The following is a 25,385-nucleotide window of genomic DNA, read 5'->3' as shown; positions in this document are numbered from 1 at the left end:
TCACGAAAGCTTTCGGGAATCAAGTTCAAAAAATAGAAAAATCGTTTACATGATTTTCCTTAAAGATTCTACTATCTTTTGGCTCTCTCTTGTGTTATACTAGATAGGTTGCAAAGAAAGCAGTACTTTTCTTTAGTGGAAAAGAAGCAACACGATCTTTCATAAAAAGATATGAAAAACCGTCATGAAAAGAAAAGTATAAATTAAGTGCTATAGGATGGCTTCGCACCATCTTTAGAAAGAAGAAAAACGTGAAATTTAATGAATTTAACTTATCTGCTGACCTTTTAGCAGAAATTGAAAAAGCAGGATTTGCAGAAGCAAGTCCTATCCAAGAGCAAACCATTCCTTTAGCTCTTGAAGGGAAAGATGTTATCGGTCAAGCACAGACTGGTACAGGGAAAACAGCAGCCTTTGGCTTGCCAACCCTTGAAAAAATTCGTACAGAAGAAGCAACTATCCAAGCTTTGGTAATTGCTCCAACTCGTGAACTTGCAGTTCAAAGCCAGGAAGAGCTTTTCCGTTTTGGTCGAAGCAAGGGTGTGAAAGTCCGTTCAGTATACGGAGGTTCAAGTATTGAAAAACAAATCAAAGCTCTTAAATCAGGGGCTCATATCGTTGTAGGAACACCTGGACGACTACTTGACCTCATCAAACGCAAGGCTTTGAAATTACATGATATTGAAACCTTAATTTTAGACGAAGCTGATGAAATGCTTAACATGGGATTCCTTGAAGACATCGAAGCGATTATCTCTCGTGTCCCAGAAAATCGTCAAACTCTACTCTTTTCAGCAACCATGCCTGATGCCATCAAACGTATCGGTGTTCAATTTATGAAAGAACCTGAGCATGTCAAGATTGCTGCTAAGGAATTGACAACAGAATTGGTCGACCAATACTATATCCGTGTCAAAGAACAAGAAAAATTTGACACAATGACACGTCTTATGGATGTTGATCAACCTGAGTTGTCAATCGTTTTTGGTCGTACGAAACGTCGTGTAGACGAGTTAACTCGTGGACTGAAGATCCGTGGTTTCCGTGCAGAAGGGATTCATGGAGATTTGGACCAAAACAAACGCCTTCGTGTCCTTCGTGATTTTAAAAATGGCAACCTCGATGTCCTCGTTGCAACAGACGTTGCTGCTCGTGGTTTGGATATCTCAGGTGTGACCCATGTCTACAACTATGATATTCCTCAAGACCCTGAGAGTTATGTTCACCGTATTGGTCGTACAGGGCGTGCAGGTAAGTCAGGTCAGTCAATAACCTTCGTTTCACCTAATGAAATGGGTTATCTACAAATCATTGAGAACTTGACTAAGAAACGCATGAAAGGTCTCAAACCTGCAAGTGCAGAAGAAGCCTTCCAAGCCAAGAAACAGGTTGCTCTCAAGAAAATTGAACGTGATTTTGCGGATGAAGCCATTCGTGGGAACTTCGAGAAATTCGCAAAAGACGCTCGTAAACTTGCTGCAGAATTTAGTCCAGAAGAATTGGCTATGTATATCTTGAGTCTGACTGTTCAGGATCCAGATAGTCTTCCAGAAGTTGAAATTGCGCGTGAAAAGCCATTACCATTTAAACCATCTGGTGGTGGATTTGGTGGAAAAGGCAAGTCTAGTCGCGGTGGCCGTCGTAGTGATGATCGCCGAGATCGTGATCGCCGTGGCAATGGTCGCCGTGATGATTATCATAAAGGTGGACGCTCAAAGGATCGTTTTGATAAAGAGAAGCGTTACCGTAAGGACAATAAAAAACCACGCAATACTTCAAGCGAGAAGAAAACAGGCTTTGTTATTCGTAACAAAGGAGATAAATAACAAAAAAGCGATTCACTGAGGTGAATCGCTTTTCTATATAAGGAGACCGAGAGTCATAAAAAAATTCATACGAGAATTTAGATTTATAAATTTGTTATCTTGTAATATTATCTTATCAAAAAAATAAAAAGCTGTCAATAAGAAAAATAAAAAAATTAGCAAAAATTTTCCAATAGTCATGAATTGCAATTCAATAAACAATTTTCAGATAATTGTTGAAGTAGTCAGAATTTTATGATATAATGAAAGCGATTATATGCGAGGTAAATAATGGTACATTTATTAGAAAAAACAAGAAAAATCACATCAATCCTAAAGCGTTCTGAGGAGAAGTTGCAAGATGATCTTCCCTACAATGCAATTACACGTCAATTGGCAGATATCATTGATTGCAACGCCTGCATTTTAAATAGTAAAGGACGCCTCTTGGGATATTTTATGCGCTACAAGACCAATAATGACCGTGTAGAGCAATTTTTCCAATCAAAAATTTTCCCTGATGAATATATTCAAGCGGCAAATATGATTTATGATACGGAATCTAACCTTCCAGTAGAACATGATTTGAGTGTTTTTCCAACTGAAAGTCGTTCGGACTTTCCAGATGGTTTGACAACGATTGCTCCAATTCATGTGTCTGGTATTCGCTTGGGTTCTTTGATTATATGGCGTAATGATAAGAAGTTTGAAGAAGATGATTTGATTCTTATTGAGATTGCAAGCACTGTAGTAGGGATTCAACTCTTGAATTTCCAACGCGAGGAAGATGAGAAAAATATTCGTCGTCGTACGGCTGTAACGATGGCGGTTAATACCCTTTCTTACTCTGAACTTAGAGCAGTATCAGCTATTTTAGCTGAATTAAATGGTAATGAGGGTCAATTAACAGCTTCAGTCATTGCGGACCGTATTGGTATCACTCGTTCTGTCATTGTAAATGCCCTTCGTAAACTTGAATCTGCAGGGATTATTGAAAGTCGTTCTCTTGGTATGAAAGGAACCTATCTCAAAGTTCTAATTCCAGATATTTTTGAAGAAGTGAAAAAGAGGGACTATTAATGGCTAAGGCACTAATTTCTATTGACTATACAGAAGATTTCGTAGCGGATCATGGGAAACTGACTGCGGGCGCTCCAGCTCAAGCAATATCTGATGATATATATGGGGTGACCCAAAAGGCTTTTGAACGTGGAGATTATATCTTTTTTACCATCGATGCCCATGAAGAAAATGATGTTTTTCATCCTGAAAGTAAACTATTCCCACCACATAATATTATTGGGACTAGTGGACGAAATTTGTATGGCAAACTAGCTGAGTTCTATCAGGAATATGCTGATGATAGTCGTGTTTTCTGGATGGACAAACGTCACTATTCTGCTTTTTCTGGAACAGATTTGGATATCCGTCTCAGAGAGCGTAGAGTAGATACAGTTATTTTGACAGGAGTTTTGACTGATATCTGTGTCTTGCATACGGCGATTGATGCTTATAATCTTGGTTATCAAATAGAAGTGGTCAAACCAGCAGTTGCATCCATTTGGCCTGAAAATCATGCCTTTGCACTTGGACATTTTAAGAATACACTTGGTGCGAAATTGGTTGATGAAAATTTGCTTGAAATTGCAGAATAATACATTTCAAGATGAAAAAATCTGAAAAAAGTCTTGACAATTTTTTTCAAAGTTGATATACTAGTAAAGTAATCGACGCGGGGATGGCGGAATTGGCAGACGCGCAGGACTAAGGATCCTGTGACCGCTTTAGGTCGTGAGGGTTCAAGTCCCTCTCTCCGCATAGTAGTGAGCTAGCTTTGGCTAGCTTTTTATTTTTCATAAAAAGAGCAAAAATATTTTTGCTCTTTTTTTGGTATTTCATAAACATTTCATATTTGAATATTATAATGGTTTTACAAATATGGAGGTGCTATATGAATCCCACTCAAAGAGCTTGGGCTTACGTCAGCAGAAAACGACTGAGAAGTCTCATATTATTCTTGATTCTATTTGTCTTATTGGCTGGAATATCGGCTTGTTTGACGCTCATGAAGTCCAACAAAACAGTAGAAAATAATCTCTATCGCTCATTGAATACATCTTTTTCTATTAAAAGAATAGAAGCAGAACAGACCTTTCAACTGTCTCAACTAGATGACCTTAAAAAGATAAAGGGTCTTGAGAAGATTTCACCTGAGCTAGAAACAATAGCTAAGTTAACTGATAAAGAAGTCGTTACTGGAGAACAAAGTATTCAAAGGGATGATTTGACAGAGGCTGAAAAAAATCTCATCAGTTTGGTAGCTTTAGAAGATTCCTCTAAGGATGTCTCCTTTACTAGCTCTGCCTTTACCCTTAAAGAAGGAAGACATATCGAAAAAGGGGATAGTAAAAAAATCTTAATCCATGAAGATTTAGCTAAGAAAAACAATCTAAAGCTAGGAGATAAGATTAGTTTAAATCCTGGACCAATTGAAGGAAATAGTGGACAAAAGCTAGACTATGAAATCGTAGGTATTTTCTCAGGTAAGAAACAAGAGAAATTCACTGGTCTTTCTTCAGATTTTAGTGAAAACACGGTCTATACAGACTACGAAAGTAGCCAAACTCTCCTTGGAAATAAGGAAGATCAAGTTAGCGCCGCTCGTTTTTATTTAGAAAATCCAAAAGAGATGGATAGTATCATTCAAGAGGTTGAAAAGTTATCTCTGGAAAACCAAGGTTACCAAGTCGAGAAGGAAAATAAGGCGTTTGAACAAATCAAGGATTCAGTTTCGACCTTCCAAACCTTCTTACAAATTTTCCTCTATGGCATGATGATTGCTGGTGTAGGAGCGCTAGTCTTGGTCTTGTCCCTTTGGTTACGAGAGCGTATTTACGAGGTTGGTATTTTATTGGCACTAGGGAAGGGAAAAGGAGCAATCTTTAGCCAATTCTGCCTAGAAGTCATCCTAGTTTCATTGGCATCCATTTTGCCTGCATTTGTTGCTGGGAATGCTATTACTTCCTATCTCTTGAAGACTGTACTAGCAAGCGGTGACCAAGCTGCACTACAAGATACTCTGGCAAAAGCAACGAATCTTACAACAAGTCTTCTATCATTTGGAGAATCTTATATCTTCCTACTGATTATTAGTTGCTTGTCAGTTGCACTTTGTTTCCTATTTTTATTTAGAAAATCACCGAAAGAAATTTTATCATCTATTAGTTAATACTCTTCGAAAATCTCTTCAAACCACGTCAGCTTCGCCTTGCCGTACTCAAGTACAGCCTGCAGCTAGCTTCCTAGTTTGTCCTTTGATTTTCATTGAGTAGAAGAAGGAGAAATCATGACTTTACTACAATTACAAGATCTTACTTATCGTTACAAGAACACTGCAGAAGCAGTATTATATAAAATCAATTACGATTTTGAACCTGGCAAGTTTTATAGTATTATCGGAGAATCAGGAGCTGGGAAGTCAACACTCTTATCTCTATTAGCAGGACTTGATAGCCCAGTCGAAGGTGCCATCCTATTCGAAGGCAAGGATATTCGGGAACAAGGTTATTCTTATCACCGCATGCACCATATCTCTTTGGTTTTCCAAAACTATAACTTGATTGATTATCTTTCACCCTTGGAAAATATCCGCTTGGTTAATAAAAAAGCTAGCAAGGACACCCTTCTTGAACTTGGTTTAGATGAGAGTCAAATCAAGCGGAATGTTCTCCAATTATCAGGAGGGCAGCAACAACGTGTTGCCATTGCTCGTAGCCTTGTATCGGAAGCACCAGTGATTTTAGCAGATGAACCAACAGGGAACCTAGATCCTAAGACAGCTGGAGATATCATCGATTTGCTCAAATCTCTCGCTGAGAAAACAGGCAAGTGTGTAATCGTTGTGACCCACAGTAAGGAAGTAGCACAAGCATCAGATATTACACTGGAATTGAAGGATAAGAAACTGACTGAAAAATAGAGTCTACTTCTTAAACTTTTGGAATTGCTTTAGTAAACTATTAAGTAATTATAAACGAAGTGATTCTTAAACAGTTATTTCCCGCTATAGTGGTATCCTAGATAATAACTTTGTTATTATCTAGGACGGGATTTTTGAGACAGATGGCTCAAAAATTAGGGATGAAATTCTAAAATGAAGTTGCTCCCGTCCGCACTATTTAAGGGAAATAAAGAAATATAAAAACATATAAGCGAAGTAAATCTAGAAAGGAATCTTATGTTACACAACGCATTTGCCTATGTCACAAGAAAATTTTTCAAGTCTATTGTGATCTTTCTTATCATTCTTTTGATGGCTAGTTTGAGTTTGGTCGGCTTGTCTATCAAGGGAGCGACAGCCAAGGCTTCTCAGGAAACCTTTAAAAATATCACCAATAGTTTCTCCATGCAAATCAACCGCAGGGTCAATCAAGGTACTCCACGTGGTGCGGGGAATATCAAGGGTGAAGATATCAAAAAAATTACCGAGAATAAAGCTATTGAATCCTACATCAAACGGATTAATGCTATCGGTGATTTGACAGGCTATGAACTGATTGAAACGCCTGAAACCAAGAAAAATCTAACTGGAGATCGAGCTCAACGTTTTGGAAGTAGCTTGATGATAACAGGTGTCAATGACTCTTCTAAAGAAGACAAGTTTGTGTCAGGCTCTTACAAACTAGTCGAAGGTGAGCATTTAACAAACGACGACAAATACCAAATTCTCATGCACAAAGACTTGGCTGCTAAACATGGCTGGAAGGTAGGAGACAAGGTCAAACTGAACTCCAATATCTACGATGCAGATAATGAAAAAGGAGCCAAGGAAACAGTAGAAGTAACGATCAAAGGACTTTTTGATGGACATAACAAATCTGCTGTGACCTATTCACAAGAACTTTATGAGAATACAGCTATCACAGATATTCACACAGCTGCCCAACTCTATGGTTATACAGAAGATACAGCTATTTATGGAGATGCTACCTTCTTTGTAGCTGGAGATAAGAACCTAGATACTGTCATGCAAGAATTAGGGTCTATCAATGGTATCAACTGGAAGATGTATAGCTTGATTAAGAGTTCATCTAACTATCCTGCCCTTGAACAATCTATCTCAGGCATGTACAAGATGGCTAATCTTCTCTTCTGGGGTAGCTTGAGCTTCTCTGTTCTTCTACTGGCTCTCTTACTGACACTATGGATTAACGCCCGTCGTAAAGAGGTTGGAATTCTCCTTTCAATTGGTCTTAAACAAGCAAGTATTCTAGGACAATTTATCACAGAAGCAGTTATGATTGCAATTCCAGCACTAATTTCAGCTTATTTCCTAGCCAACTATACTGCTCGTACTATTGGAAATACAGTTCTTGCAAATGTCACATCAGATGTGGCTAAGCAAGCTAGTAAGGCAGCCCAAGCCTCTAATCTTGGTGGTGGTGCAGAAGTTGATGGTTTTAGCAAAACACTATCAAGCCTGGATATTTCTATTCAACCCACAGACTTTGCTATCGTTTTTGTACTTGCTTTAGTTCTTGTAATAATTGTTATGGCGCTTGCTTCCAGCAATCTCCTCTTTAAACAACCAAAAGAACTCTTGCTGGATAGTGAATAAAAAAACCTGCTACCTATTCTCATGCAAATGAGATATAATATAGGTAGCATTTTTGATAGAAAAGGATTTATATGAACATTCTAATTGTAGAAGATGAAGACATGATTCGCGAGGGAATAAGTGATTATTTGACGGATTGTGGCTATGAAACCATTCAGGCAGCAGATGGCCTGGAGGCCTTAGAGCAATTTTCAAATCACCAAGTTGCCCTGGTTCTCTTGGACATTCAAATGCCTAAACTCAATGGTTTAGAGGTTTTGTCAGAAATCCGAAAAAGCAGCCAAGTTCCGGTCTTGATGTTGACAGCCTTTCAGGACGAAGAATATAAGATGAGTGCCTTTGCTGCATTAGCAGATGGTTATTTGGAAAAGCCTTTTTCTCTATCTTTGTTAAAAGTACGAGTGGATGCCATCTTTAAACGTTATTATGATGTAAGTCGTATTTTTACCTATAGGGATACCGAGGTAGACTTTGACAGCTATAGCGCCAAAGTGGCTGGTCAAGAAGTTGCAGTGAATGCAAAAGAACTGGAAATTTTAGATTATCTGGTAAAAAATGAAGGTCGAGCCTTAACACGGTCGCAGATTATCGATGCTGTATGGAAGATGACAGATGAGGTTCCTTTTGACAGAGTGATCGATGTCTATATCAAGGAACTACGGAAAAAATTGGATTTAGACTGTATTCTTACCGTACGCAATGTTGGTTATAAATTGGAGAGAAAATGAGACGTTCAGGTTTATTTAAAAAAATTTTTATCTATACCTTCTCGGTATTTTCTACCTTGGTCATTTGTTTGCATTTGGCCATCTATTTCCTATTTCCTCCGACCTATCTCAGTCACCGTCAGGAGAGCATAGGGCAAAAGGCTACAGAAATTGCCCAGTCCCTCCAAGGTAAGGACAGTCAAGCTATTCAGGAAGTCCTTGAACTTTATTCTAAAAGCAGTGATATTAAGGGAGCTGTTAAGGGGGAGATGACTCAGGATAAGTTGGAAGTCAATGATAATCTTCCCATTGATAAACAACGACAAACGGCCTCCTTGGTTATTGAGGAAAGAGAAGTTCAAACTAAGGATGGTCAGACGATGACCTTGCAGTTTTTAGCTTCTATGGATTTGCAGAAAGAAGCAGAAGACATCAGTCTTCAATTTCTGCCTTATACTTTATTAGCGTCTTTTATCATTTCGCTCCTCATCGCCTTTATCTATGCTAGAACCATTGTTGCTCCTATTTTGGAAATTAAACGAGTGACTCGACGGATGATGGATTTGGATGCAGAAGTGAAGTTGCGCGTGGATTCTAAGGATGAAATTGGCGATCTTAAAGAACAAATCAACAGCCTTTATCAGCATCTCTTGACGGTCATTGCAGATTTGCATGAGAAAAACGAGGCCATTCTCCAGCTGGAAAAGATGAAGGTTGAGTTTTTGCGAGGTGCTTCCCACGAACTGAAAACACCTCTAGCTAGTCTAAAGATTCTTCTGGAGAATATGAAAGCCAATATTGGACGCTATAAAGATCGTGACCATTATCTGGGAGTTTCTTTGGGTATCGTGGATGATTTGACTCACCACGTTCAGCAAATCTTATCTCTTTCTTCAGTGCAAGAATTGAGAGATAAGAAAGAACAAATCAACCTTCTTGAAATGACAGATTTTCTCTTAAAGGATTATGATTTATTAGCCAAAGAGAGGGAAATCTCAGTTGTGAATCAACTGACTGATCAACAAACTTATCTAAATCCTTCGGTACTCAAGCTGATTCTTTCCAATCTTATCAGTAATGCTGTGAAACACTCTGTTCAAGGTGGTTATTTAAAAATTGGAGCAAAAGATGGTTGGGTCTTTATTGAGAACGCCTGTACACCTGAGGAGCAAGATAAGTTTGAACAATCCTTTGCGGTTTCTAGTCGACAAAGTAAGGGAGCTGGCTTGGGACTTTTCGTAGTTAAAAGTTTATTGGAAAACGAAGAAATTGACTATCGATTTGAACGCTATGAAGACCACTTAGCCTTTTATATGAACCTACCTAAAGGCCTATAAAATTAGGACTTTGAGGAGAGTTACATATTTTAAGATAGAAGAAATTCAATTCAAACTACAGGAAAAACTAGCTTTTTTTGTTAAAAAGTGATAAAATGAACAATGTAAATGGGATGTCCCATAAAAATATACAGGAGGCCTGATAAAATGGCAATCGTTTCAGCAGAAAAATTTGTCCAAGCAGCTCGTGACAACGGTTATGCAGTTGGTGGATTTAACACAAACAACCTTGAGTGGACTCAAGCTATCTTGCGTGCAGCAGAAGCTAAAAAAGCTCCAGTTTTGATCCAAACTTCAATGGGTGCTGCTAAATACATGGGTGGTTACAAAGTTGCTCGCAACTTGATCGCTAACCTTGTAGAATCAATGGGTATCACTGTACCAGTAGCTATCCACCTTGACCACGGTCATTACGAAGATGCACTTGAGTGTATCGAAGTTGGTTACACTTCAATCATGTTTGACGGTTCACACCTTCCAGTTGAAGAAAACCTTAAATTGGCTAAAGACGTTGTTGAAAAAGCACACGCTAAAGGTATCTCAGTAGAAGCTGAAGTTGGTACTATCGGTGGTGAAGAAGACGGAATCATCGGTAAAGGTGAATTGGCTCCAATCGAAGACGCTAAAGCAATGGTTGAAACTGGTATTGACTTCTTGGCAGCTGGTATCGGTAACATCCACGGTCCTTACCCTGCAAACTGGGAAGGTCTTGATCTTGACCACTTGCAAAAATTGACAGAAGCTCTTCCAGGATTCCCAATTGTATTGCACGGTGGATCAGGTATTCCTGATGATCAAATCCAAGCAGCTATCAAACTTGGTGTTGCTAAAGTTAACGTTAACACTGAATGCCAAATCGCATTCGCTAACGCAACTCGTAAATTTGCTCGTGACTACGAAGCAAACGAAGCAGAATACGACAAGAAAAAACTCTTCGACCCACGTAAATTCTTGGCTGACGGTGTAAAAGCTATCCAAGCATCAGTTGAAGAACGTATCGACGTATTCGGTTCAGAAGGTAAAGCTTAATCTAGCTGAACCATATAAAAAGAAACCTGCCCATTGGGTGGGTTTTCTCATTTTTCAACTCTTCTCAACCTTATTTAAAAAGTGATATAATGAAGATGGAACGAATCATTTAGTGAATTTTTGGGTAAAACTAGTTTTTTAATCAAACTTTGAAAGGAAAAATAGCCATGATATTCGATCAGTCCTTACAAGCCTACCTTCATGAAGTAGATGATGTTCTTGTAGCTTGGGAAGAAAAGCCAAGTGGAAACTTTGAGGTGGAAGCTCAGTTGCTTGCAGCCAATTACCATAAAAATAGGTCTCGTATTCTTGCATTTATACTGCCTCATTTACAAGAATTTTATGGGTATTTCACAGATAAAGAAGTTACTGAAAAATTGGGCAAACCAATCATCGAGCCAGAGAGACAAACCGTTACTTTCTGTGACCAAACTTTTGATGATATTCATATCTTTTCTTTTGACTATCAGGGGCAGGCATTTGAGCGTCTGGAGAATTTTGCCATTGATGGTTAAGGTCTGTTTTCAGTTTAAAAAGAAGGGGAGAGACTAATGAGTACTGCTGATTTTGTTTTTATTGAAAGTAAAGAATCCATATTCCTAGATTTACAAGCTTTTTGTACTGCTTTGAGAGAAAAATTCCCAGGTATTTTGATCAGAGCAAGGACGAATCCTGAAAAAGCTTACTCGCTTTCTTGGGATTATCAAAGTCCTCAGCTTACCTTGGAAAGTTCACTGAGTAGCAAGAAAAATGTTTTTGTGATAAATTACTTTGATTCAACAAACAGGTTACAAGATTATGCTTCCTATATCATCTGGCTTCGGAAATGGTTTCCAGCTGAAGAGAAGGTTTCCCTTTGTGATGAAGGTTATGAGTATGTGTTTGAACTTCCTAGTGGTTTAGCCCAAAAGGAGTTGGAAAACTACTTACGAACAAGATTTGATGAGTGAAGAAGAAGTTCGAAAACGAACAAGGATATGGAAAAGTGAAAAAGGAGAATCGGATGCTTACAAGAGATGATATTTTACTTGCTTTACAAGATGCAATTGCTGAAGACCAAGAATTTGAGTTGGCAGACGAGATTATCGATGCCATGGAGCTTTATGATCAACCCTTTGATTTGGTTGCCCCCATCTTAGATTTTATTTCCAAGCATCCAGAAGTAGATTTTGGATCTCCAGGTGAGTTAGTTCACTTTGTAGAGAGATTTTATCATCATGGTTATGAGGAATTATTGATGGAGTCAGTTCTGAAAAGACCTACTATGCATAATATCTGGATGCTTCATCGATGCTATAATGCCAATGATCCAGATCTAGTCCGGCAGATTCAGGCTTTGGTTGGAGAACTTAAGCAGGATAAGACTCTTGATTCACAAGTAAGAAGCATGATTGAAGACTTAAATTGGTAGAGGAAGGTGATGCAGCATCACCTTTTTATCTTTTCTTAGGGATTCAAATTTTTGATATAAATTAACACTTGTTTTCTTTAGATATTTGCACTATAATAGGGTGTTATTAGGGCTTTCTTTCCTTATGTTGAAAAAGAAGGCAAGATTTTAGGAGATAAGAAATCGTGTTTGAATGCTCAGGGACATGATTTTACGATTTTTTACGATAGGGAGATCAATATGCCAATGATAGAAGTGGAACATCTTCAGAAAAATTTTGTGAAGACAGTAAAGGAACCAGGCTTGAAGGGAGCTTTGCGCTCCTTTATTCATCCTGAAAAGCAGACCTTTGAAGCGGTCAAGGATTTGACCTTTGAGGTACCAAAGGGGCAGATTCTAGGTTTTATCGGAGCAAATGGTGCTGGGAAGTCAACCACCATTAAAATGCTGACCGGAATTTTGAAACCAACATCTGGTTTTTGTCGGATTAATGGCAAGATTCCCCAGGACAATCGCCAAGATTATGTCAAGGATATTGGAGTCGTTTTCGGACAACGCACCCAGCTATGGTGGGATTTGGCTCTGCAAGAGACCTACACGGTCTTGAAGGAGATTTACGATGTGCCAGACTCGCTTTTCCATAAGCGCATGGATTTTTTGAATGAAGTCTTGGATTTGAAGGAATTTATCAAGGATCCTGTGCGTACTCTTTCATTGGGTCAACGGATGCGGGCGGATATTGCGGCTTCCTTGCTTCACAATCCCAAGGTTCTCTTTTTAGATGAGCCGACTATTGGTTTGGATGTGTCGGTCAAAGATAACATTCGTCGGGCTATCACTCAGATCAATCAGGAGGAAGAGACCACTATTCTCTTGACCACTCACGACCTGAGTGATATTGAGCAACTCTGTGATCGGATTTTTATGATTGACAAAGGGCAAGAGATTTTTGATGGAACGGTGAGCCAGCTCAAGGAAACCTTTGGCAAGATGAAGACTCTCTCCTTCGATCTGATGCCAGGTCAAAGTCATTTAGTCTCCCACTATGAAGGCTTGCCTGATACATCCATTGAAAGACAAGGAAATAGCCTGACTATTGAATTCGATAGTTCTCGCTACCAGTCAGCCGATATTATCAAGCAAACCTTATCTGATTTTGAAGTCCGTGATTTGAAGATGGTAGATACGGATATTGAAGATATTATCCGTCGCTTCTACCGAAAGGAGCTCTAAGATGGTCAAATTGTGGAGACGTTATAAACCTTTTATCAATGCAGGGATTCAGGAGTTGATCACCTATCGAGTCAACTTTATTCTCTATCGGATTGGCGATGTCATGGGGGCTTTTGTGGAATTTTATCTCTGGAAGGCTGTCTTTGATTCCTCGCAGGAGTCTTTGATTCAGGGCTTCAGTATGGCAGATATCACCCTTTATATCATCATGAGTTTTGTGACTAATTTATTAACTGAGTCAGATAGCTCCTTTATGATCGGTGATGAGGTCAAGGAAGGTTCCATTATCATGCGTTTGTTGCGACCAGTGCATTTTGCGGCTTCTTACCTCTTTACCGAGCTTGGTTCCAAGTGGTTGATTTTTATCTCTGTTGGACTGCCATTTTTAAGTGTCATCATTTTGGTGAAAATCTTGTCTGGACAAGGGATTGTAGAAGTACTGGGATCGACGGTTCTATATCTCATTAGCTTAACGCTCGCCTATCTGATTAACTTTTTCTTTAATATCTGTTTTGGATTTTCAGCCTTTATATTTAAAAATCTATGGGGTTCTCAAGTATTTAAGGCTTCTCTAGTATCCTTTATGTCTGGAAGTCTGATTCCCTTGGCTTTCTTTCCAAAGGTGGTTGCAGATATTCTTTCCTTCTTGCCTTTTTCATCCTTGATTTACACTCCGGTCATGATTATTCTTGGGAAATACAATGCCAGTCAGATTCTTCAAGCGCTTTTGCTCCAGTTCTTCTGGCTGTTAGTGATGGTGGGCTTGTCTCAGTTGATTTGGAAACGAGTCCAGTCATTCATCACCATTCAAGGAGGTTAGTATGAAAAAATATCAACGCATGCATCTGATTTTTATCAGGCAATACATCAAACAGATCATGGAATACAAGGTGGATTTTGTGGTTGGTGTCTTGGGAGTCTTTCTGACTCAAGGCTTGAACCTCTTGTTTCTCAATGTCATCTTTCAACATATCCCATCCCTAGAAGGATGGACCTTTCAAGAGATTGCTTTTATCTATGGTTTTTCCTTGATTCCCAAGGGATTGGACCATCTCTTTTTTGACAATCTATGGGCGCTAGGTCAACGCTTGGTGCGAAAAGGGGAATTTGACAAGTATTTGACTCGTCCTATCAATCCTCTCTTTCACATCCTCGTTGAGACCTTTCAGATTGATGCTTTGGGCGAACTCTTGGTCGGTGGAATCTTACTAGCAACAACGGCGACTAGCATTGCTTGGTCTATTCCTAAATTCCTGATTTTTCTAGTTTGTATTCCTTTTGCAACCTTGATCTATACTTCCTTGAAAATTGCGACAGCCAGCATCGCGTTTTGGACCAAGCAGTCAGGCGCCATGATTTATATTTTTTATATGTTCAATGATTTTGCTAAGTACCCGATATCTATTTACAATTCGCTTCTTCGTTGGTTGATTAGCTTCATTGTGCCTTTCGCCTTTACCGCCTACTATCCTGCTAGTTATTTATTGCAGGGCAAGAATGTGCTCTTTAACATTGGTGGTTTGATTTTGATTTCCCTTGTTTTCTTTGTTATTTCCCTCAAACTCTGGGACAGGGGATTGGATGCTTATGAAAGTGCTGGATCGTAAGAGGTAAAGTTAGACCAAAATCAAGAAAGGAACTAATGATGTTTATAATTAAAGAAGTCAAGGATGAAGAGCAAAAAATGGCAGTTGTCGCTGAGATTTTAAGGGATTTGCCAGAATGGTTTGGAATACCCGAAAGCACGCAAGCCTACATCGAAGGAGCCAAGGGCTTGCAAGTGTGGGCCGCCTATCAGGATGGTGATTTGCTTGGCTTTGTAAGCTTGGCCTATTCTAGTGAAGATTGTGCAGAGATTGACTGTCTCGGTGTAAAAAAAGCTCATCAAGGTAGAGGAATTGGTAGTCGCTTACTTGCTACTTTAGAGAGTGAAGCCAGTAAAAATGTTGATTATTTGCAAGTGAAAACAGTAGCAGAAGGCTCTAATAAAGATTATGATCGAACAAATGTCTTTTATCGCAGTCTTGGCTTTAAAAAATTAGAGATTTTTCCACAACTTTGGGGGCCTCAAAATCCTTGTCAGATTTTGATTAAAAAGATGGGTTAAGAATCCCTTGACATCCTTCCTTATAGTGCTATACTATAAGGGTAAATGCCGATTTAGCTCAGTTGGTAGAGCAAGGCACTCGTAAAGCCTAGGTCACAGGTTCGATCCCTGCAATCGGCAGTGTGAAAGAAGTCCTCTTGGACTTCTTTTTTCCTTTTTATAAAATTCTGACCACATAGTCTGCGATGTCTACCAGATAGGCAAAACCTATTGTTTGTGTTTTTTATTTCTGTTATAGTAGTAATTGTCAAAGGGAGATAAAGCTTCCTAACAAATTAGAAAATGAGGTAGAATCATGAAAAAAGTATTAGGTATCGGATTTTTGGTAGTTGCGGCTGCAGTTTTGTATTTTGGAATGGTTGGATGGCCAAGTTTTGATGTTAACATCTGGGCACTTTTTCCAGTAGGTCTTTTCTTATTCTTTACTCTTGAGAATTTGGTTAAAAAAGATTATAAGGCTAGTCTCATGAGCTTGATTATTGCCTTTATCATTGCAAATGCTATTTTTGACATCTTGCCACTTTCAAGTGGTTTGGTTATCGGTGCAGGAGTGCTAGCTTGCGTGGGAATTGGATTTCTCTTTCCTGACGCTAATAAGAAAGAATCATAATACAAAAAGTCTCGAGATTTCTCGAGACTTTTTTACTTGCCTGCGTAATATTTTTGAATACCTTTGACAATACCAGCCACCAATCTATTCTGGTAAGCATCGCTCCGAATTTGTTGGTTTTCGTTGAAATTGTCCATATAACCAAGCTCTAGGAGAACTGCTGGTTTATCTGTTTCTCGAAGGACAGCAAAGCTACTTTGGAGGAGACCTGCATCCTTAGCACCTGTTTCAGCTAGGAGAGAAGAGTGGATATCAGCAGCAAGGCGTTTACTTTCACTGATACGATCAGGATGGTTATGCCAGTAAGGATTTATCTTAGCGCGATAGCCCGGAGCGTCTTCGTAAGAATAGGTCTGAATTCCAGAACGGTTAGAAGCAGGGTTGCCACTAGCATTAAAGTGGATACTAATGAAAATATCTGAGTTTGTACTATTCACCATTTTTGAACGTTCAGTGATAAAGTCGACATAGACATCACTATCTCTCGAAGAAAGAACGGTATAACCAAGTCCCTCGAGTTCCTTGCGAAGTTTCTTGTAAATTTGCATAGTGAGGTCTTTTTCATTCGTGTTATAGTAAACAGCACCTGGATCTTTACCACCGTGTCCTGGATCTAAGAAAACAGTTTTCGTGTATTTTCCTTTTTCAAAACCACGGCTTACAGGAATTTCGCCAATCCATTTCCCATTACTTTGGAACTGCTGAGTTTTTCCGTCGATTTTGCGAGTTCCTGTGACATAAACGCCATTTTCATCTAAATAGTAACGAGCATTGTAGTAGCTGTCGTCAATCCATTCACTCTTAGCCATGTAACCACCTGACTTGAGGTAGTAGGAGCCAATCCATTCACGCGCTGCATAAGTACCACTAGATTTCAAGTAGAACCAGCTATTATAGCCTTTATCGAAAATCCATTCTTTTTCAGCCATAACACCGTTAGCTTTTAGGTAGTAGTTCCCTTGCCATTGGTTGTTTGCCATGCTGGCATCTTTGTTAAAGTAGTACCATGCACCACCAATTTTTTCCCATTTTTGTTGTGCAGCTTTGCCAGAAGCGAGGGCATAATATGATTTTCCATCATGTTTTACCCAAGAGTTTTCAGCCATAGCACCACTGTTAGAAAAGAGATAACCATTGAAAATTGTGTTGCTGAGCATGATACCTTCTTTATCAAAGTAGTACCAAACACCACCAATTTTCTTCCATTCTTGTTTAGCAATTTTTCCAGATGGTTTAGCGTAGTACCATTTATCTTTGATTTTGCCCCAGCCACTATCGACCATAGCACCACTGCTAGTCAGGATATACCCATCATAGATAGTATCGCTGAGCATGATACCGTTTTTGTCGAAATAGTACCATTTTGCGTGGATTTTCTTCCAATTTAGAGCAGGTTTATTAGCTTCATAGAAACGCCAGACATTTTCTTCAAATACCCATCCATTTTTTTTGACTTCTGGAGCTTTAGTCTCTTCTTTCTTGTCTGAACTTGTACTTGGATTTGTAGTTGTAGTTGTAGAAGTTATAGACAGACTTGAACTTGTTTCAGTAGAAGGGGCAGTTTCCTTGGTTGAAGGGGTGTTCTTTTCTGCTTTTTCTGTAATGGTCGTTTCTTGTATCTTTTCTGCTGAAGTAGTCTCTATGTTTTTTTCTTCGGCTAAAGCTGAGTTTGTTGCGAATCCGAGAAAAGAAAGCGTGATGGCACTTGCCAAGAGCGTTTTTTTCACTTGTTTTATCTCCTATTTTTTTAATAATCTCTTTTTTAATATCATAAGAAAAGCACCTCATGTGGAAAACTTGTCACCAACTGTTGAGGTGCTGGCATGCTTTGTATTATTTCATCATAAAGATTTGAACAATCATGATGATGTAGATGAGCAATGTGAGTAGAAATCCAGCTCTCCAAAAGAATTTAAGGAATTTTGGATAATAAAAGCTACGTTTTTTGCTCAGGAAGAAAAAGACTAGAATAATGGCTAGCAAAGATAGGGCTGCTCCCAAAATGGGAAGTTGATTGTGTGTAAAAACCTTCCCAGTAATCAAATAGTATTCAAAAATTAGGAAAGGAAAAGCCAAATCTGCAAAGTTAATCCCCTTTTTCTTTAACTTAAAAAATCTACTAAAGATAATAGCCAAAGCCAAGGTTAATACCAAAAGCAAGACGGAAGCGAGTTTCATTAAAATCATAACAATATTGTATCATAAAATCTGAATAAAAGAAAAGCATATTCCTTGATTTAACAGTGTTTTTCTAAAAATTTTTGTTTAGAAACTGATTTTTTATACTAACTTGAGCATCAATGAGATTCACACTGCAAAACGAGAACAGTTTGAAGGTTCATTATAAATCTTTTTTATGGTGACAATAAAAAATATATATTAGTCAGGATAGATGAATCGTAGTAGAATGAGTAGCAAATAATACTCTTCGAAAATCTCTTCAAACCACGTCAACGTCGCCTTGCCGTACTCAAGTACAGCCCGAGGCTAGTTTCCTAGTTTGCTCTTTGATTTTCATTGAGTATAAAGCAAAGGAGTATCTTATGAAATTAGTTAGTTTATGGTCAAAACTCTCACTTGGCATCCAATTATTGGTGGCTTTAATCTTAGGTGTTGTCGCTGCGGTCATCTGGCCACAATTTGCAGGCTTTTATCAATTTTTAGGTCAGGCCTTTATTAAACTGATCAATATGGTTATTATTCCGCTAATCTTCCCAACCATTGTTGTTGCAGTTGCCAGTGTTATCGGGAAAAAATCTTTTGGAAAAATCTTGACCAAGAGTCTGGTTTACTTTTTCGCAGTCACAACTGCCATTACTCTTTTGTTTGTATTATCTAGTTACTATTTAGGATTTGGACAAGGAGTGAACATCGGTCAAACTGGTGGGAATCTTGATGGGATTGCCAACAATGTAAAATTTAGCGAATTTCTACTTGGTTTTATTCCATCAAATATCGTCAAGTCTCTTTCAGAAGGTGCCCTTTTACCAATTATCGTTTTTGCCATCTTTCTTGGTTACGGAATTGGGAATCTTAAGTCTGATAAATCTCAGAAGATTATCGAAGGTTTCCAAATCTGGATTGAAGCCATTTACAAGATTGTTGCAGTAATTATCAAACTATCACCGATTGGTATTTTTGGATTTATCGCTAAAGATGTTGCAACTACGGGTGTCGACAAGTTGATTGGGCTTGGTCAGTTTGTAATTGGAACTTATCTGGCTTATGCTGTTTTGGTTCTCCTTATTTTCCCTTTGATTGCTGTATTCTTTAAAGTACCGTATTTATCAGCCTTTCGTGAAAATTGGAGTCTCTTGACTTTGGCTTTTGTTACTGGAAGTTCTAGTGTGGTCTTGCCATCACTTCTTAAAGATTTGAAAAAACAGGGGCATGACGAGCATACAATTGATTTAGTTGTTCCTTTAGGATATACTTTTAACTTAGAAGGAGCAGCGGTTTATTTCTCAGTAGCGACAATTTTTATCGCCCGCGCCTATGGTATTCAATTTTCTTTATCAAGTCTCTTGTTTACTGTTTTATTGTTGACTTTGATTGGAAAAACTGCAGCAACTGTGCCATCAGGAGCTATCGTAGTTTTATTAGCTGCAGCACCTCAATTGGGCTTGCCAGTTGAAGGAGTGGCCTTGATTTTTGCAGTTGATTTCTTTGTCAATGCTGGCCGTACTATGATCAATGTTTTGGGTCAAATCTTAACAGTTAGCGTTATCGAAAAAACAGAAGGATATATTTTAGAAGAAGAAAAGGAAAGCCAATTATCAGTCAGCTTTTCTTAGGGAGATATGAATAATGAGTGAAGCAAAAGTTTATGTGATTCATGAGAATATAGAATGGACCCAGCATTTAGTCAAATGGTTGGAAGAATTAGAAGTCCCTTATGAACTATGGGATTTGTCTAGTGGGATTTTAGATTTGCAAAGCCCACCGCCGCAAGGTATCTTTTACAATCGCATGTCTGCATCTTCTCATACCAGAGGTCATCGCTATGCACCAGAATTTACAGAGCAGGTGATTACTTGGTTAGAAGCACACGGACGCAAAGTCGTGAATGGTACTGGTGCTATCAACCTTGAAATCAGTAAAGTCAAACAATATTTGAAGTTAAACGAGTCTGGTATTGAAACGCCTGCGACAGTTGCAGTTTTGGGTCAAGAAAATATCATTGAAGCGGCAAGAAAATTAAATATCTATCCTTTGATTACCAAGCATAATCGAGCTGGAAAAGGCTTAGGAGTTCAACTCTTCCAAAATGAAGAGGAACTGGAGGCTTATGTCAATAGTCCCCTCTTTGAACCTTCAGTGGACGGGATTACCTTGTTACAAGCCTACATCAAGCCAAGTGATGGACGTATCCGTCGTTCAGAGTTTATCAATCAAAAGTTCCTCTATACTGTTTCGATTGATTCTTCAGACGGTTTCCAACTTTGTCCCGCAGATGGTTGTCAAATCGGCAAGAGACCAGAACAACTGGAAACGTCTGAGAAATTCCAGATTACAGAACCTCTACCAGATTCTCGAAGAGAGGCCTATGAAAAATTCCTCAAAAATGCTCAGATTGAAGTTGCTGCTATTGAATGGGTTCAGTCAGAGAGTGGAGACATTTATGTTTATGATGTAAATACTAACACCAACTACAATCCTACAGCAGAAAAAAATGGCAATATTTTTGCTCACCAACACTTGGCACAGTATTTAAAAACAGAATTGCAAGCCCTCACGAGTGGACAATAAAGTAGGAAATTCAAAAATCCCCCAGTATCAAATGACTGGGGGATTTGTTTAATCGGTAAAAAATTATTGATTTGTTTTAAAGCCTGGATCCTTCAAGCTTTGAACACTAGCATTGATGACGGCACCGATAATTAATATCTTGGCAATGATAATGAACCAGAACATCATAACAACGACGACGATTGAACTGAAAAATCTGACGTCAACGAGATAATTGACATAATTGTTGAAATAAGCTGCAAAGATGTTTAATAAAGCAATAGTGGTAACGAGTACAAACAGACTTCCAGGTATGACGTATCGAATCCGACTGACTTTAACATTTGGTAGGAAATAATAGAGCATAATCACGGTAGCAAAAAGAAAGGCATAGATCAGCGGTCCTGTAAAATCTTGTAGATAAGAAAACAGAGCACTATCGGATTTCCAGTAGTTTTTAAGCAAGTCCAATAACATATGGCCGAACATACTGAGGAATAAGGCAAGGGCAAAGAGAATTTGAAGGCCAAAGCTAACCAAGAGACTCATCAGCTGGTGTGAGATAATTCCTCTATTTTTTGCAACTCCATAGGCTTTATTAAAGGCCTTCTGAAGAAAATCCATGGATTTGGAGAAAGTCCAAAGTGCTGATAAGATAGCAAAACTTAGTAAACCTGTTGATGGTTGAGTCAGAACTTCTCTGACAATTTTTGCAACAACTTCATAGATTGTATCTGGTAAAAATTCCTTGATTGTTAATAGAAAGTTTGAGATGGGAATTTGAAAGTAGGGTAAGATATTGACCACTATCATAAGTAAAGGGAAGATTGAAATCAACCAATAGTAGGCAACAGCAACGCTAGTTAACTCACTATCGGAGGCTTGATAGTAGTGCAAAAAAGCTTTTAATAAGGGTCTATCAGTCAGCTGTTTCCACAACTTTTTCATGTTACAATCCTCCAGTTTTTCTCTTGTTTTCTATAGATTTTAATTTCTTCGGACTAATTCCATCATATCATAAGGTAAGGTATTAGCAGATTCTTTTAAGGAATAGGTTTCTAAATTATTGACATTTTGGCGTAGCTTTTTGGCATATTGAGCTGAAATGAGTTTTTGAGCTTCGTATTCAAAGATACACTTACGCTCAAGGTAGTATCCTCTAAGCATTTCATCAATGTTATTGGGTTTGATACGATTGATAACCCGTTCCACAAAGGCTCCACTAGTAATCTGACTGGTTTCGCGAAGACGAGATTCCTGCATAAAGCTGATTAAAGAACTCTTATAAATCCCTTTGAGGTTTTCCAAACTTTCGATGATGATTTCCGTGTTGGCCAGGTAGAGCTCTGCAATCTGATCATAGTCAATAGCCTGAAGTCTTTGTTTTTCCTTGTCTTTCCATGAACGCAATGTTTTTCCAAATGTGAGCAATTCATGAAGTAGAAAACGAAGAATGCGTATGGAAACAAGGAAGTAGTAGGTTAGTCGAGAAGCAAAGTTTCGCTTAATATTTTTCTCCATGTTTTTCAGATAGCGTTGGTAGACACGATAAGCACGATCTCCAATCTTTCCTTCTTCATAGGCTTGCTCCAAACCATCGCTTTCAATACTAAGAATCAAGAGTTTAAGAGCTTCCCAGTCTTCCTGAATTTCTTTGTTTTCTTGACTAAGAATAAGATTTTCAATACGGCCATGATAGTTGTCAATAGCTGCATAGAGTGGAACCTTGTTTTTGGTGTGCTCTAAATCCTTCTCTAGTTCCATGGCGACATCGTTTAAGATAGCGATGTGCATGAGCTGATCCTTAGAGGGTTCTTTCTCTTCAGAAAGGTGCGGGAGTACGAGTAATCCTGTAAGGAAACTGACCAGGGTGACACCAGCTACGAGGAAGAGAAGAAGAGAGTATTCCTGCTCTAAATCGGACGGTATCAAGAGAATAGTGGCAATGGATACCGTTCCTTTAACGCCAGAAAACGTCAGGAGGAGCATGTCTTTGACATACTTATCTAAACTTTTATGAAGCTTCTTAATCCGAAAAGCGTAAAATCCATAGATCATGACAAAGCGGATGGCAAAGAGTAGGAAGGTCAAGAGGAACACACTGACTAAGAGAAGCACTTTGTTGTAAAAAGCACTCTTGAGAATTGGTTCTGCAATCATTTCCAGTTCCATTCCAAGAACGACAAAGACAGAACCATTGAGCATAAAGGTTACAGTGTTCCAAACAGTCTCAGTAACTGTATCAACTTGTGCTTCAAGGAGATTTATTTTCTTGAAACGACTGGCTTTCAGAATCCCAGCAACAACAACAGCGATGATGCCTGAAACATGAATCTCTTCGGCTATGAAAAAAGTCAAGAGAGGTAAACTAAGTTCCAATAAGAGCTCACTTGCGATATCTGTTGCACGGACGCTGAGTAGAAAGGTATGAAGGAAGCGATTGATTAGGGCTGTTATACAGCCGACTGCAAATCCCCCAACGATGGAAATGGCTAATGAAGTTCCGGCTTGGGTAAGAGAGAATGTTCCTGTTGTCCAAGCGATGAGAGCCATCCGAAAAGCTACGAGTCCAGAAGCATCATTCAGAAGACCTTCCCCTTTTAGGATATTAGAAACCCGCTTCGGGAAGGAAAAGCGTTGAGAAAGGGATGCGAAGGCGACTAGGTCAGTAGGACCTAAAGCAGCACCAACTGCTACGCAGGCGGCCAACGGAAGGCTAGCCCAAAGGACATGGGCGACTCCTCCCATGCTCAGGGCTGAGATAAAGATAACTGGGAAAATCAAGTAGAGGACAATGCGCCAGTGTTTTAGGATAGAAGTAATGTCTGCTTCTTGAGCCTCGCGAAAGAGTAGTGGACCAATGACTAAAGCTAGAAATAACTCGGTATCTAAGTGATATTGGTTGTTGGGTAAACAAAGTCCAAGCCCAATTCCCAGCAAAATCTGAATCAGAGGCATGGGTAAAAAAGGAAGCAGCTTGTTGGTTGTACTAGAAACAATGAGAACTAGTAAAAATACCAAGAGATAAAAAAGTAAATTCATTTTCCACCTCCCTATTTTTGTTTACGATAATTTTCAAAAAGTTCCTTTTGTTCTTGGATTTTTTGATCAATTTTTGAGCAGTCCCTATGCTCGATTTTCTTCTGAGAACGCTCCATTTCAAGTGAAATCATTTTCTTCTTAATTTTCAGCATTTTTTTGCTCATATGGGCTTCATCCAAAACACCAACTGCACGTTCGTGTTGGGTTGATTCAACGAATTTGTGACGTAGAGTTTCGATTTTATCTTTTAGGTATTGTTTATCCATGTCGATACCTTTCTAATTTTTCAATCATCACTAAAAATGGTGGATGGTTAATTTGGTTGAGGGTGCGATAGATAGTAGCAGTATATTCTTGTTGCGGTAACTGACTGACATAATCCATGACTGCATCGCGTTCTAAATCTCCACCTTCATGCCCGTAATAAATCATAACAGCTATTCGTCCGCCTTTAACGAGCATCTGACAGAGCTTTTCAAGTGCCTCGATGGTTGTTTGAGGTTTAGTAATGATAGACTTATCAGCAGAAGGAAGATAACCTAAGTTAAAGATAGCTGCTTTTAGCACAGTTACAAACTGATCTACGGTTTCATGACCTTGTAGAAGTAACTCAACATTTGTTAAACAAGCTTCTTGTAGCCGTTGACTAGTCTGTTTCAAAGCTTGTTCCTGTATATCAAAAGCGTAGACTTGTTTCGCTAACTTAGCAAGAAAAAGAGTATCATAGCCATTTCCCATGGTCGCATCAACGACAATATCTTCTTGAGTGATGACTTGGGCAAGAAAATCATGTGCCATTTCAAGTGGTTTTTTCATTCATAAACTCCTGTTTTACAGCCTTGCATCCTTGGACACTACCTCGACGTCTCATTTCAGCTTCTATGCTATTTAGAACTTCCCATTTATTGAGACTCCACATAGGACCAATCAGCATATCTCTAGGCGCATCACCCGTAATCCTATGGATGACTATATGTTTGGGAATGATTTCTAGTTGGTCACAGATAACTTTCACATAGTCATCTTGACTCATAAGCTGCAGTCTACCCTCGTGATAATCACGTTGCATCCGAGTATTGGTCATGAGATGAAGTAGGTGAAGTTTAATCCCTTGAATATCATTGTCAGTCACACAACGGCGAACATTTTCCACCATCATTTCATGAGTTTCACCTGGCAAGCCATTGATTAAATGGGCGACAATCTCAATTTTCGGATACTTTCTCAAGCGCTTGACCGTTTCCACGTAGAGTTCATAGGAGTGGGCACGGTTAATCAATTCAGAAGTTGCTTCATATGTGGTTTGTAAGCCTAACTCTACAGTAACGTGCATTCGTTCTGACAGCTCTGCCAAATATCGGATAGTCTCATCAGGAAGACAGTCTGGTCGTGTACCGATATTAATGCCAACGACACCAGGTTCATTGATAGCTTGTTCATAGCGTTCGCGAATGACTTCGAGCTTTTCATGAGTATTGGTAAAATTCTGGAAATAAACCAGGTATTTTCTGACATCTGGCCATTTGCGGTGCATAAAGTCAATTTCCTTGTAAAATTGCTCGCGGATAGGTGCGTCAGGAGCAACGATAGCATCTCCAGAGCCAGAAACCGTACAGAAAGTACAGCCTCCATGAGCTACCGTACCATCACGATTGGGACAATCAAAGCCAGCATCAATAGGAACTTTAAAGGTTTTTTCTCCAAATAAGTTACGATAATAATCATTCAAGGTATTATAGGATTTCATAGTTCATATTATATCAGAAAACACTAGTAAACT

26 protein-coding genes and 2 tRNA genes are annotated in these 25,385 nt (G+C 38.9%); 21 read left to right on the top strand and 7 right to left on the bottom strand.

Translation table 11 applies throughout. From position 1 onward, the window contains the following. Nucleotides 1-251: 251 nt before the first annotated feature. From ACVC7R_RS07510 to ACVC7R_RS07420, 19 genes are all read left to right on the top strand, one after another. Nucleotides 252-1,826, top strand: a complete 1,575-nt coding sequence (locus ACVC7R_RS07510) for a DEAD/DEAH box helicase (protein ID WP_447264176.1) — start codon at nucleotides 252-254, stop codon at nucleotides 1,824-1,826. 270 nt (nucleotides 1,827-2,096) lie between these two features. Beyond that, nucleotides 2,097-2,885: a GTP-sensing pleiotropic transcriptional regulator CodY gene (gene codY / locus ACVC7R_RS07505; RefSeq protein WP_214262154.1), complete on the top strand. Its 789-nt coding sequence runs from the start codon at nucleotides 2,097-2,099 to the stop codon at nucleotides 2,883-2,885. Further along, entirely contained in the window at nucleotides 2,885-3,460 is a 576-nt protein-coding gene (locus tag ACVC7R_RS07500; protein ID WP_142557803.1) for a cysteine hydrolase family protein, read from the top strand. Before codY ends, ACVC7R_RS07500 begins: the two co-directional genes overlap by 1 nt. Nucleotides 3,461-3,537: 77 nt before the next feature. Continuing rightward, nucleotides 3,538-3,623 (top strand) — tRNA-Leu (locus ACVC7R_RS07495). Between the two features lie 133 nt (nucleotides 3,624-3,756). Continuing rightward, nucleotides 3,757-5,034 (top strand): ABC transporter permease, encoded by a 1,278-nt coding sequence (locus ACVC7R_RS07490; RefSeq protein WP_447264175.1) that lies wholly within the window; start codon nucleotides 3,757-3,759, stop codon nucleotides 5,032-5,034. Nucleotides 5,035-5,151: 117 nt separating this feature from the next. After that, nucleotides 5,152-5,784, top strand: a complete 633-nt coding sequence (vex2, locus tag ACVC7R_RS07485; protein WP_006150586.1) for an ABC transporter ATP-binding subunit Vex2 — start codon at nucleotides 5,152-5,154, stop codon at nucleotides 5,782-5,784. 258 nt (nucleotides 5,785-6,042) lie between these two features. Next, nucleotides 6,043-7,422: an ABC transporter permease subunit Vex3 gene (gene vex3 / locus ACVC7R_RS07480; protein ID WP_447264174.1), complete on the top strand. Its 1,380-nt coding sequence runs from the start codon at nucleotides 6,043-6,045 to the stop codon at nucleotides 7,420-7,422. A 71-nt stretch (nucleotides 7,423-7,493) separates the two neighbouring features. Beyond that, on the top strand, nucleotides 7,494-8,150 hold the full coding sequence (locus ACVC7R_RS07475; protein WP_447264173.1) for a response regulator transcription factor: 657 nt from the start codon (nucleotides 7,494-7,496) through the stop codon (nucleotides 8,148-8,150). Then, nucleotides 8,147-9,466, top strand: coding sequence for a sensor histidine kinase VncS (gene vncS / locus ACVC7R_RS07470; protein WP_447264172.1), 1,320 nt, complete (start codon nucleotides 8,147-8,149; stop codon nucleotides 9,464-9,466). The genes ACVC7R_RS07475 and vncS overlap by 4 nt, the downstream gene beginning before the upstream one ends. A 147-nt stretch (nucleotides 9,467-9,613) precedes the next feature. Beyond that, on the top strand, nucleotides 9,614-10,495 hold the full coding sequence (locus ACVC7R_RS07465) for a class II fructose-bisphosphate aldolase (protein WP_061862871.1): 882 nt from the start codon (nucleotides 9,614-9,616) through the stop codon (nucleotides 10,493-10,495). 167 nt (nucleotides 10,496-10,662) lie between these two features. Then, the gene (locus ACVC7R_RS07460) at nucleotides 10,663-11,010 is read left to right on the top strand and encodes a hypothetical protein (RefSeq protein ID WP_447264171.1); all 348 of its coding nucleotides are present in this window, start codon (nucleotides 10,663-10,665) and stop codon (nucleotides 11,008-11,010) included. Between the two features lie 36 nt (nucleotides 11,011-11,046). Next, on the top strand, nucleotides 11,047-11,445 hold the full coding sequence (locus ACVC7R_RS07455) for a hypothetical protein (protein WP_447264170.1): 399 nt from the start codon (nucleotides 11,047-11,049) through the stop codon (nucleotides 11,443-11,445). Between the two features lie 53 nt (nucleotides 11,446-11,498). Beyond that, the gene (locus ACVC7R_RS07450; RefSeq protein ID WP_447264169.1) at nucleotides 11,499-11,906 is read left to right on the top strand and encodes a hypothetical protein; all 408 of its coding nucleotides are present in this window, start codon (nucleotides 11,499-11,501) and stop codon (nucleotides 11,904-11,906) included. A 219-nt stretch (nucleotides 11,907-12,125) separates the two neighbouring features. Then, on the top strand, nucleotides 12,126-13,118 hold the full coding sequence (locus tag ACVC7R_RS07445) for an ABC transporter ATP-binding protein (RefSeq protein WP_447264168.1): 993 nt from the start codon (nucleotides 12,126-12,128) through the stop codon (nucleotides 13,116-13,118). A 1-nt stretch (nucleotide 13,119) separates the two neighbouring features. Further along, complete coding sequence (locus ACVC7R_RS07440; protein WP_447264167.1) at nucleotides 13,120-13,938, top strand: ABC transporter permease; 819 nt, start codon at nucleotides 13,120-13,122, stop codon at nucleotides 13,936-13,938. Between the two features lies 1 nt (nucleotide 13,939). Beyond that, nucleotides 13,940-14,725 carry an ABC transporter permease gene (locus tag ACVC7R_RS07435; protein ID WP_447264166.1) on the top strand — a complete coding sequence of 262 codons (786 nt, stop codon included), beginning with the start codon at nucleotides 13,940-13,942 and terminating at the stop codon, nucleotides 14,723-14,725. Nucleotides 14,726-14,763: 38 nt separating this feature from the next. Then, nucleotides 14,764-15,225, top strand: a complete 462-nt coding sequence (locus ACVC7R_RS07430; protein ID WP_447264193.1) for a GNAT family N-acetyltransferase — start codon at nucleotides 14,764-14,766, stop codon at nucleotides 15,223-15,225. A gap of 47 nt (nucleotides 15,226-15,272) precedes the next feature. Next, nucleotides 15,273-15,345: transfer RNA gene (locus tag ACVC7R_RS07425), tRNA-Thr, on the top strand. A 175-nt stretch (nucleotides 15,346-15,520) separates the two neighbouring features. After that, nucleotides 15,521-15,835, top strand: coding sequence for a hypothetical protein (locus tag ACVC7R_RS07420; RefSeq protein WP_447264165.1), 315 nt, complete (start codon nucleotides 15,521-15,523; stop codon nucleotides 15,833-15,835). A gap of 32 nt (nucleotides 15,836-15,867) precedes the next feature. Here ACVC7R_RS07420 and ACVC7R_RS07415 read toward each other — a convergent pair whose 3' ends face one another. Continuing rightward, nucleotides 15,868-17,562 carry an N-acetylmuramoyl-L-alanine amidase gene (locus ACVC7R_RS07415; RefSeq protein WP_447264164.1) on the bottom strand — a complete coding sequence of 565 codons (1,695 nt, stop codon included), beginning with the start codon at nucleotides 17,560-17,562 and terminating at the stop codon, nucleotides 15,868-15,870. A gap of 106 nt (nucleotides 17,563-17,668) precedes the next feature. After that, on the bottom strand, nucleotides 17,669-18,028 hold the full coding sequence (locus ACVC7R_RS07410) for a DUF3397 domain-containing protein (protein WP_447264192.1): 360 nt from the start codon (nucleotides 18,026-18,028) through the stop codon (nucleotides 17,669-17,671). 350 nt (nucleotides 18,029-18,378) lie between these two features. On the opposite strand from ACVC7R_RS07410, the gene ACVC7R_RS07405 reads away from it, so the two are divergent. Together ACVC7R_RS07405 and ACVC7R_RS07400 are read left to right on the top strand one after the other, a co-directional pair. Then, the gene (locus tag ACVC7R_RS07405) at nucleotides 18,379-19,629 is read left to right on the top strand and encodes a dicarboxylate/amino acid:cation symporter (protein ID WP_447264163.1); all 1,251 of its coding nucleotides are present in this window, start codon (nucleotides 18,379-18,381) and stop codon (nucleotides 19,627-19,629) included. A gap of 13 nt (nucleotides 19,630-19,642) precedes the next feature. Further along, complete coding sequence (locus tag ACVC7R_RS07400) at nucleotides 19,643-20,584, top strand: ATP-grasp domain-containing protein (protein WP_447264162.1); 942 nt, start codon at nucleotides 19,643-19,645, stop codon at nucleotides 20,582-20,584. A 63-nt stretch (nucleotides 20,585-20,647) separates the two neighbouring features. On the opposite strand, the gene ACVC7R_RS07395 is transcribed toward ACVC7R_RS07400, so the two are convergent. The 5 genes from ACVC7R_RS07395 to ACVC7R_RS07375 are packed head-to-tail and all read right to left on the bottom strand — an operon-like array spanning nucleotide 20,648 to nucleotide 25,352. Beyond that, the gene (locus ACVC7R_RS07395; protein ID WP_447264161.1) at nucleotides 20,648-21,511 is read right to left on the bottom strand and encodes a YihY/virulence factor BrkB family protein; all 864 of its coding nucleotides are present in this window, start codon (nucleotides 21,509-21,511) and stop codon (nucleotides 20,648-20,650) included. Between the two features lie 39 nt (nucleotides 21,512-21,550). Next, nucleotides 21,551-23,605 (bottom strand): cation:proton antiporter, encoded by a 2,055-nt coding sequence (locus ACVC7R_RS07390; protein WP_447264160.1) that lies wholly within the window; start codon nucleotides 23,603-23,605, stop codon nucleotides 21,551-21,553. Nucleotides 23,606-23,616: 11 nt separating this feature from the next. After that, nucleotides 23,617-23,871, bottom strand: a complete 255-nt coding sequence (locus ACVC7R_RS07385) for a hypothetical protein (RefSeq protein ID WP_447264159.1) — start codon at nucleotides 23,869-23,871, stop codon at nucleotides 23,617-23,619. Further along, on the bottom strand, nucleotides 23,864-24,421 hold the full coding sequence (locus tag ACVC7R_RS07380; RefSeq protein WP_447264158.1) for a tRNA (mnm(5)s(2)U34)-methyltransferase: 558 nt from the start codon (nucleotides 24,419-24,421) through the stop codon (nucleotides 23,864-23,866). The genes ACVC7R_RS07385 and ACVC7R_RS07380 overlap by 8 nt, the downstream gene beginning before the upstream one ends. After that, nucleotides 24,405-25,352, bottom strand: coding sequence for a TIGR01212 family radical SAM protein (locus ACVC7R_RS07375; protein WP_447264157.1), 948 nt, complete (start codon nucleotides 25,350-25,352; stop codon nucleotides 24,405-24,407). The genes ACVC7R_RS07380 and ACVC7R_RS07375 overlap by 17 nt, the downstream gene beginning before the upstream one ends. Between the last annotated feature and the right edge of the window lie 33 nt (nucleotides 25,353-25,385).

The organism is Streptococcus sp. Z554, from assembly GCF_053010305.1.
Note: the sequence above shows the minus strand (reverse complement) of the source record. Positions and strands in the feature narration are given on the sequence as shown.

What these genes read in the sequence shown, in the direction of transcription:
- ACVC7R_RS07500 (WP_142557803.1), top strand. Translation starts at nt 2,885, where the DNA reads ATGGCTAAGGCACTAATTTCTATTGACTATACAGAAGATTTCGTAGCG.
- vncS (WP_447264172.1), top strand. Translation starts at nt 8,147, where the DNA reads ATGAGACGTTCAGGTTTATTTAAAAAAATTTTTATCTATACCTTCTCG.
- ACVC7R_RS07460 (WP_447264171.1), top strand. Translation starts at nt 10,663, where the DNA reads ATGATATTCGATCAGTCCTTACAAGCCTACCTTCATGAAGTAGATGAT.
- ACVC7R_RS07450 (WP_447264169.1), top strand. Translation starts at nt 11,499, where the DNA reads ATGCTTACAAGAGATGATATTTTACTTGCTTTACAAGATGCAATTGCT.
- ACVC7R_RS07435 (WP_447264166.1), top strand. Translation starts at nt 13,940, where the DNA reads ATGAAAAAATATCAACGCATGCATCTGATTTTTATCAGGCAATACATC.
- ACVC7R_RS07430 (WP_447264193.1), top strand. Translation starts at nt 14,764, where the DNA reads ATGTTTATAATTAAAGAAGTCAAGGATGAAGAGCAAAAAATGGCAGTT.
- ACVC7R_RS07400 (WP_447264162.1), top strand. Translation starts at nt 19,643, where the DNA reads ATGAGTGAAGCAAAAGTTTATGTGATTCATGAGAATATAGAATGGACC.
- vex2 (WP_006150586.1), top strand. Translation starts at nt 5,152, where the DNA reads ATGACTTTACTACAATTACAAGATCTTACTTATCGTTACAAGAACACT.
- codY (WP_214262154.1), top strand. Translation starts at nt 2,097, where the DNA reads ATGGTACATTTATTAGAAAAAACAAGAAAAATCACATCAATCCTAAAG.
- vex3 (WP_447264174.1), top strand. Translation starts at nt 6,043, where the DNA reads ATGTTACACAACGCATTTGCCTATGTCACAAGAAAATTTTTCAAGTCT.
- ACVC7R_RS07380 (WP_447264158.1), bottom strand. Translation starts at nt 24,421, where the DNA reads ATGAAAAAACCACTTGAAATGGCACATGATTTTCTTGCCCAAGTCATC.
- ACVC7R_RS07385 (WP_447264159.1), bottom strand. Translation starts at nt 23,871, where the DNA reads ATGGATAAACAATACCTAAAAGATAAAATCGAAACTCTACGTCACAAA.
- ACVC7R_RS07455 (WP_447264170.1), top strand. Translation starts at nt 11,047, where the DNA reads ATGAGTACTGCTGATTTTGTTTTTATTGAAAGTAAAGAATCCATATTC.
- ACVC7R_RS07395 (WP_447264161.1), bottom strand. Translation starts at nt 21,511, where the DNA reads ATGAAAAAGTTGTGGAAACAGCTGACTGATAGACCCTTATTAAAAGCT.
- ACVC7R_RS07465 (WP_061862871.1), top strand. Translation starts at nt 9,614, where the DNA reads ATGGCAATCGTTTCAGCAGAAAAATTTGTCCAAGCAGCTCGTGACAAC.
- ACVC7R_RS07445 (WP_447264168.1), top strand. Translation starts at nt 12,126, where the DNA reads ATGCCAATGATAGAAGTGGAACATCTTCAGAAAAATTTTGTGAAGACA.
- ACVC7R_RS07375 (WP_447264157.1), bottom strand. Translation starts at nt 25,352, where the DNA reads ATGAAATCCTATAATACCTTGAATGATTATTATCGTAACTTATTTGGA.
- ACVC7R_RS07420 (WP_447264165.1), top strand. Translation starts at nt 15,521, where the DNA reads ATGAAAAAAGTATTAGGTATCGGATTTTTGGTAGTTGCGGCTGCAGTT.
- ACVC7R_RS07390 (WP_447264160.1), bottom strand. Translation starts at nt 23,605, where the DNA reads ATGAATTTACTTTTTTATCTCTTGGTATTTTTACTAGTTCTCATTGTT.
- ACVC7R_RS07440 (WP_447264167.1), top strand. Translation starts at nt 13,120, where the DNA reads ATGGTCAAATTGTGGAGACGTTATAAACCTTTTATCAATGCAGGGATT.
- ACVC7R_RS07475 (WP_447264173.1), top strand. Translation starts at nt 7,494, where the DNA reads ATGAACATTCTAATTGTAGAAGATGAAGACATGATTCGCGAGGGAATA.
- ACVC7R_RS07490 (WP_447264175.1), top strand. Translation starts at nt 3,757, where the DNA reads ATGAATCCCACTCAAAGAGCTTGGGCTTACGTCAGCAGAAAACGACTG.
- ACVC7R_RS07405 (WP_447264163.1), top strand. Translation starts at nt 18,379, where the DNA reads ATGAAATTAGTTAGTTTATGGTCAAAACTCTCACTTGGCATCCAATTA.